General features: G+C 65.1%; 8 protein-coding genes. 1 reads left to right on the top strand and 7 read right to left on the bottom strand.

Going from position 1 to position 6,334, the window contains the following annotated elements:
* Positions 1 to 155 precede the first annotated feature (155 nt).
* The gene (locus tag VF649_RS14715; RefSeq protein WP_331012710.1) at positions 156 to 494 is read left to right on the top strand and encodes a DUF2794 domain-containing protein; all 339 of its coding nucleotides are present in this window, start codon (positions 156 to 158) and stop codon (positions 492 to 494) included.
* Here VF649_RS14715 and VF649_RS14710 read toward each other — a convergent pair.
* From VF649_RS14710 to pstB, 7 genes are all read right to left on the bottom strand, one after another.
* Positions 475 to 1,584 (bottom strand): hypothetical protein, encoded by a 1,110-nt coding sequence (locus VF649_RS14710; protein WP_331012706.1) that lies wholly within the window; start codon positions 1,582 to 1,584, stop codon positions 475 to 477. The two genes, VF649_RS14715 and VF649_RS14710, sit on opposite strands and share 20 nt — an antisense overlap.
* 289 nt (positions 1,585 to 1,873) lie before the next feature.
* Entirely contained in the window at positions 1,874 to 2,770 is an 897-nt protein-coding gene (locus VF649_RS14705) for an SDR family NAD(P)-dependent oxidoreductase (protein ID WP_331012705.1), read from the bottom strand.
* A 137-nt stretch (positions 2,771 to 2,907) separates the two neighbouring features.
* The gene (locus tag VF649_RS14700; protein WP_331012704.1) at positions 2,908 to 3,504 is read right to left on the bottom strand and encodes a PEPxxWA-CTERM sorting domain-containing protein; all 597 of its coding nucleotides are present in this window, start codon (positions 3,502 to 3,504) and stop codon (positions 2,908 to 2,910) included.
* 273 nt (positions 3,505 to 3,777) lie between these two features.
* Positions 3,778 to 3,999 carry a hypothetical protein gene (locus VF649_RS14695; protein WP_331012703.1) on the bottom strand — a complete coding sequence of 74 codons (222 nt, stop codon included), beginning with the start codon at positions 3,997 to 3,999 and terminating at the stop codon, positions 3,778 to 3,780.
* A gap of 141 nt (positions 4,000 to 4,140) precedes the next feature.
* Positions 4,141 to 4,839: a phosphate regulon transcriptional regulator PhoB gene (phoB, locus tag VF649_RS14690; RefSeq protein ID WP_331012702.1), complete on the bottom strand. Its 699-nt coding sequence runs from the start codon at positions 4,837 to 4,839 to the stop codon at positions 4,141 to 4,143.
* 5 nt (positions 4,840 to 4,844) lie between these two features.
* Complete coding sequence (gene phoU, locus VF649_RS14685) at positions 4,845 to 5,546, bottom strand: phosphate signaling complex protein PhoU (RefSeq protein ID WP_331012701.1); 702 nt, start codon at positions 5,544 to 5,546, stop codon at positions 4,845 to 4,847.
* An 11-nt stretch (positions 5,547 to 5,557) separates the two neighbouring features.
* Positions 5,558 to 6,304 (bottom strand): phosphate ABC transporter ATP-binding protein PstB, encoded by a 747-nt coding sequence (pstB, locus tag VF649_RS14680; protein WP_331012709.1) that lies wholly within the window; start codon positions 6,302 to 6,304, stop codon positions 5,558 to 5,560.
* Positions 6,305 to 6,334 lie beyond the last annotated feature (30 nt).

Below are 6,334 nucleotides of genomic sequence, written 5' to 3'. Positions count from 1 at the left end.
GCCGTGCACCGAGCAATATGACCAGGCGACGCAGAAGCTGGAACTGATGCGGTGCGAGCTGGAGGTGATGCGCGGGCGAGTGGACGCGTTGCTGGCGGAGCGCGACCGCATGATCCAGCCGCTGGAGCGGGATGCGGGATGAGGACCGCGCGCTGATGGGCGTGGTCACGCCGTTTCCGGGTGCGCGCCCGACGCAGGTGGCGTTCGATCGGGCCGAGATGATGCGTATCCTGGACCTGTATGGGCGGATGGTCGCGGCCGGCAACTGGCGCGATTATGCGATCGAGTTGGGCAGCGAAGTGGCGGCCTTTTCCGGTTTTCGCCGCGCCACCGAACGGCCGGAATTCCGGATCGAAAAGCGTCCCGCCCTGCGCAATCGCCAGGGCATGTGGGCGCTGATCGGCGAGTCCGGTGCCGTGTTGAAGCGGGGGCACGAACTGGCCCCGATCCTGGCGCCGATCGAACGGCGGCTGCTCAAGCTGGTTGCGGAATAGCCGCGGCCGTCGTGGTGACCGGCAGCCGGCGGCGCAGACCGTCGGGCAGCCGATCGACGATCGCGGCGCGGGCACCGTGCCAGAAGGCGGACAGCAGCAGCAGCGCCGAGCCGATTACCAAGCCGGTCAGCGCGAGATTGAGGCTGACCGCGCCGAATTCACGGAAGAGCGCGGCGAGCGCATAGAGCACGTAGAACAGCGCCGATACCATGAGCGCGCGGCGGTCGACCGCCAGTGCGACGATGCCGAGCAGGACATAGAGCGCCAGCACGATCACCGCCTCGGTCGAGGTGGCGCCGCCGTCCAGCAGCCCGAGCAGCTTGAACACCGGATGCACGATCAGCGGTGCGGCGAGCAGATGGAGCCAGAAGGCGACATCGGCCCGGCGGGTGGTGCGGCGCGGATCGGACATGTCCCAGTGCATGGCGAGCGCGAACACGGCGAGCCCGGCGGGGAGGGTCAGCGCGGCGACGTGATCCTGCAGCCCGGGAATCAGCACGAGCACGATCCCCAGCAGGGTGCCGACCGCACCGGCCGCCATGGCGGCAACCGTGATCGGGACATGGAAACGGCGCCAGTGCGCCAGCCCCGCGGCAACCGCGACGATACCGACGACGGCGGCCATGATCCCGTCCAGCCGTGGATTTTCGGCGGCGGCGAACCAGTGGGCAAGATCCCCCGCGGCTTTCGCCAGTCCGCCGACGAAGGCGAGGAGCAGCAGGATACTGGGCAAGGCCATGCGGCGGACGCGCGTGAAATATTCGGCCAGGCCCCAGGCGGCGACCGCCACGAACAGCCCGCCGAGCGGCGCCAGCGTGCGGGTCACCGGAAAGGAGAAGCCGGACGGCATCGTCTGCTGCGTCGTCACGCTGGCGAGCACCAGGCTGGATCCGATCCAGGCGAGCGCGGACAGCAGCAGGATGGTGGCGATCGCGACGAAGATATCGTTGAACCCGGTCAGCAGCCGGAACTGTTCCTCGTCGACCGTGCCATCGGCCGTGCCGGTGAGATAGCGGCGGAAGGCGATAGCTGCCTCCGGCGTCAGCACCCCCGCGCCAACCGCACCATCGATATCCGTGTCCGTGTACATGCCTGTCCCCGCTGCGTTTGCGCGATGCTAGGCGTGCTGTGTTGCCTTGGCAATACGGGCAAGGGGATGTTCGGCGGTCATCATCCAGCGTGGGTCGGGGTTTCGTCCGGTGTGGCGGTCGTGTTGCGCCTTTGGGAGATCCCGGCTTTCGCCGGGATGACGGGAGGATGGGGGTGACCGAGGTCGCGGCTGTTCATCACCCCGGGTGACCGGGGTGATGCCGGTTCGTCACCCCGGATGACCGGGGTGGTGCCGGTTCGTCACCCCGGGAGACCGAGGTGACGGTGGATCAGCCCTGCAGCGACTGCAGGATGGTCATCGACTGGTCGGCGCCGGATTTCGGCACGGTTTCGCCGTCGCGGTCCGAGATTTCGGACCAGTGTGCGGCTACGCCTTCCGGTGTGCGGTCTTCGGCGGCGAGCATCTTGCCCTTGGTCATGGTGACATGCGCCGTGTGGAAGAAGCCGGCACCGGCGCCGACGATCTGGTTGGTGGGGGCATCGTCCGACACCAGGAAGAGCGCGGCAGGGACGACGTTCTCAGGTGCGAACGCCTTGAAGGCTTCAGCCGGGAAAATGTCCTCGGTCATGCGGGTGCCGGCGACCGGCGCGATCGTGTTGACCTTGACGTTGTACTTCGCGCCTTCGAGGTAGAGCGTCTTGGTCAGGCCGGCGAGGCCGAGCTTGGCCGCGCCGTAATTCGCCTGGCCGAAATTGCCGTACAGGCCGGTCGACGACGCCGTCATCAGGATGCGGCCATAATTCTGTTCGCGCATCATGTCCCACACCGCCTTGGTCGCGGTGGCAGACCCGGTGAGGTGGACGTCGACGACCAGGCGCCAGTCATCCATCGTCATCTTCGTGAACGACTTGTCGCGCAGGATGCCGGCATTGTTGATGAGGATGTGAACGCCGCCCCAGGCTTCCTTGGCCTTGGCGACCATTTCGGACATCTGGTCCATGTCGGTCACGGACCCGCCGTTGGACATGGCGATACCACCGGCCTGTTCGATTTCCTCCACGACCTTCAGCGCAGCGTCGCTGTGGCCGGTGCCGTCGCGGGCGGCGCCGAGATCGTTGACGACGACCTTTGCACCGCGGCGGGCGAGTTCGAGCGCATAGGCGCGGCCGAGGCCGCCACCGGCGCCGGTGACGATCGCGACGCGCCCTTCGAAACTGATGGTCATCCGTGACTCTCCGTTCTGGTTTACGTGAACGTCAAGTAGCGCCATGCGGGCACGATGGAAAGAGGGTTCCCGCGTACCATGCGAAACGCCGCCGATCCCATGATCGGCGGCGTTCCGGTGCGTGGGAGCAGCAGTGATCAGGCGTAGGCGGGCGTCGCGATGCGGGCACGACGGCGGGCGGCGGCGCCCATCACGCCGAAGCCGACCAGCATCATCGCCCAGGTCGTCGGTTCCGGAACGCCGGAAACGGCGGAGAGCGTCGAGGTGTAGCTGAGATTGCGTCCCTGTGTGATGCGGACATTGCCGAGATTGGTCGCGACCGCACCGTTGACGGTGCCGAGCAGGAACGCCGCGGGGGTCGCAGCCGTGTCGTCGGTCGCATCGCCCAGCGCGCCGAGGAAGCTGAACAGGTTCTGCGCATGTGCGCCGCCAGCGAAACCGGCGATGAACCCGGTCGAGTAGAAGCTGAAGGCATTGCCGAAGTCGAAAGTCTTGCCGCCGGACAGTGCGGTCAGGCTGCTGAGCGGGACGACGGTGGTGTTGAGCAGCGTCTGCGTGGTGTTGGTATCGCCGATGCCGGTGAACACCGCGGGGGTGTTGAACGACTGACCCGCGAGCGTTCCGCGGAAATTGCCGGACACAGTGTAGGTGATCGTCGCGGCCGACGCCGAACCGGCCAGCAGGGTAGCAGCAGCGACGGCGGACATGGCCAACAAGCGGAGGCGGGTCTTCATGATGGTTCTCCCTAAGCACACCACGCAAGCGGCGCGGTCAAAAACCTCCTAATTCGATATATTCGAATGATCCAGCAAGTTAACCAATGAATAAAGCAGTGTTCCAGAACGAAACGTGGGATCGTGGAGAAGATTAATAGTTAAACTATGCGGTTCCCGAACTGTTAATCATCGATGCTGTTCATCGCGCACTATTATCTGTCCATGCCCGTCCGACATCGGGGTGCGGCAGGGGCACTGGACGGCATCGCGCGTCCGTGGCGACCCTGCAAATCAGGGGTTGGGACCATCATGGATGCCGACGCGCGTGGCGCGTTCGCGGGAGCGGGTGCGCAGGCCGAGGCTTTCGGCGCGCGTGCTGCAGGCCATCTGGGTGCGGTCCAGCGCCCTGGCGATTGCGGGAAGCAGTTCGCCGGCTTCGATTCGCTGGCGCAGTTCCAGATCCTCGGCATCGGTCCAGCGTCGGCGAACCCGTTTGTGTAGAGCGAACGTCATGGCCTAATCCTCCTGAACGAAGGGGATTAGACCGCGGGATGTGAATGATTTTACAACAAGATCGTCAGCTTAGGTGCAGTATTGCAACCCGGTTTACTTGTCTTAACGCGTGCTTAACCAAGTCCGGTACCCCTTTTCCGCTCAAACGGCGCCTTCGCTGTCGAGGGCATAGCCGGCCGAGCGGACGGTTCGGATGATGTCGGGCAGGTTGTCGCCGTTGATCGCCTTGCGCAACCGGCGGATATGAACATCCACGGTGCGCGGTTCGATATCGCTTTCGCGGCCCCACACGCTGTCGAGCAGGCGTTCGCGGGAGAAGACGCGGCCGGGATGTTCGAGAAAATGCTTGAGCAGCCGGAACTCGGTCGGCCCGAGCGGGACGGTCGTGCCGTCGCGGCGGACCTTGTGGCTGACCGTATCCATTTCGATGTCCGAATAGATCAGCCGTTCCCCGGCGAGCGCGGGGCGGACGCGGCGCAGCACCGCCTGGACGCGCGCAACCAGTTCGCGCGGGGAAAAGGGCTTCGTCACATAATCGTCGGCGCCGGTTTCCAGACCGCGCACCCGGTCTTCCTCCTCGCCACGCGCGGTGAGCATGATGATCGGGACGTTGGCGGTATCGGGCATGCGGCGCAGGCGGCGGCAGACCTCGATCCCCGACAGCGATTCGAGCATCCAGTCGAGCAGCACGAGATCGGGCGGCGTTTCCCGCGCGAGCAGCAGCGCCTCCTCACCATCCGGCGTATGTTCGACTTCGAACTCCTCGCGCTGGAAATGCCACATCAGCAGTTCGGCGAGCGCTGCGTCATCTTCGACCAGCAACAGGCGGGCACGGGCCATCAGCTCTACTCCATGGGCGGGACGAGCGTGTCGTCCCCCTTCGATCGTTCGGTCATCTGGCGACCGGTGGCGGCAAAGAAGACCATCTCGGCGATGTTGGTCGCGTGATCGCCGATGCGTTCGAGATTCTTGGCGATGAACAGCAGGTGCGTCGCGGACGTGATGGTATGCGGATTTTCCAGCATGTAGGTCAGCAGCGTGCGGAACAGGCTGTTGTAGAAATCATCGACCGCGCGATCGCTTTCGCAGACCGTGACCGCGGCGTCGGCATCGCGCGCGACGAAGGCGTCCAGCACATTGTGGACCATTTCCGACACCAGCCGCGCCATGGCCGGCAGGATCGACAGCGGTTCGATGCCGCGTGCGTCCTGGAGCAGGGGCACGCGCTTGGCGATGTTCTTGGCATAATCACCGATGCGTTCGATCACGCCGCTGATCTTCATCGCGGCCAGGATCTCGCGCAGATCGTCGGCCATCGGCGCGCGCAGCGCGATCATGCGGACGACCTCGCGTTCGATTTCCGCCTCGATCGCGTCGATGCGGCGATCCTGATCGACTACGCGGGCGGCGCCATCGAGGTCGCGGCGGACGAGTGCCTGGATCGCATCGGAAATGGCGGCTTCGGCCATGCCGCCCATTTCGGACACCAGCGCGCGCAACTGGCCCAGTTCGTCGTCAAATGCCTTGATCGTGTGACCCATCGCCATGTCGTCGCTCCTCAGCCGTAGCGGCCGGTGATGTAATCCTTGGTCCGCGTCTGGCGGGGATTGGTGAAGATGTCCGACGTATCGCCATATTCGACGAGCGTCCCGAGGTGGAAGAAGGCGGTCTTCTGGCTGACGCGTGCCGCCTGTTGCATGTTGTGCGTCACGATCACGATCGCGTAGCGGCCGCGCAGTTCGTGGATCAGCTCCTCGATCTTTGCAGTCGCGATCGGGTCGAGCGCGGAGCAGGGTTCGTCCATCAGGATAACTTCCGGATCGACCGCGATGGCGCGGGCGATGCACAGCCGCTGCTGCTGCCCACCCGACAGCGCCGTGCCGCTGTCGGTCAGGCGGTCCTTGACCTCTTCCCACAAGCCGGCGCGCTTCAACGATTTTTCGACGATGGCGTCCATGTCCGGCTTCGCCGCGGCCAGGCCGTGGATGCGGGGCCCGTAGGCGACATTTTCGTAGATTGTCTTGGGAAACGGATTCGGCTTCTGGAACACCATGCCGACGCGGGCGCGCAACTGCACCACGTCCATTTCGGGCGCGTAGATATCCTTGCCGTCGAGCGTGATGTCGCCGGTGACGCGGGCGGAGGCGACGGTGTCGTTCATCCGGTTGAGCGTCCGCAGGAAGGTGGACTTGCCGCAGCCCGACGGGCCGATGAAGGCCGTCACATTTTCCTGAGTGACGTCGATCGAGACGTCCTGGATCGCCTGTTTATCGCCATAGAAGACGTTCACGCCGCGCGCGGCCATCTTCAGCGTGCCGCCGGCGACACCATGCTG

It is taken from the genome of Sphingomonas sp., assembly GCF_036387535.1.
Taxonomy (GTDB): domain Bacteria; phylum Pseudomonadota; class Alphaproteobacteria; order Sphingomonadales; family Sphingomonadaceae; genus Sphingomonas_R.
This window is presented reverse-complemented; position numbering and strand designations above follow the sequence as displayed.

Excerpts from the sequence above, each read along its gene's own strand:
- VF649_RS14715 (WP_331012710.1), top strand. The coding sequence starts at position 156 with ATGGGCGTGGTCACGCCGTTTCCGGGTGCGCGCCCGACGCAGGTGGCG.
- VF649_RS14710 (WP_331012706.1), bottom strand. The coding sequence starts at position 1,584 with ATGTACACGGACACGGATATCGATGGTGCGGTTGGCGCGGGGGTGCTG.
- VF649_RS14705 (WP_331012705.1), bottom strand. The coding sequence starts at position 2,770 with ATGACCATCAGTTTCGAAGGGCGCGTCGCGATCGTCACCGGCGCCGGT.
- VF649_RS14700 (WP_331012704.1), bottom strand. The coding sequence starts at position 3,504 with ATGAAGACCCGCCTCCGCTTGTTGGCCATGTCCGCCGTCGCTGCTGCT.
- VF649_RS14695 (WP_331012703.1), bottom strand. The coding sequence starts at position 3,999 with ATGACGTTCGCTCTACACAAACGGGTTCGCCGACGCTGGACCGATGCC.
- phoB (WP_331012702.1), bottom strand. The coding sequence starts at position 4,839 with ATGGCCCGTGCCCGCCTGTTGCTGGTCGAAGATGACGCAGCGCTCGCC.
- phoU (WP_331012701.1), bottom strand. The coding sequence starts at position 5,546 with ATGGCGATGGGTCACACGATCAAGGCATTTGACGACGAACTGGGCCAG.
- pstB (WP_331012709.1), bottom strand. The coding sequence starts at position 6,304 with ATGGCCGCGCGCGGCGTGAACGTCTTCTATGGCGATAAACAGGCGATC.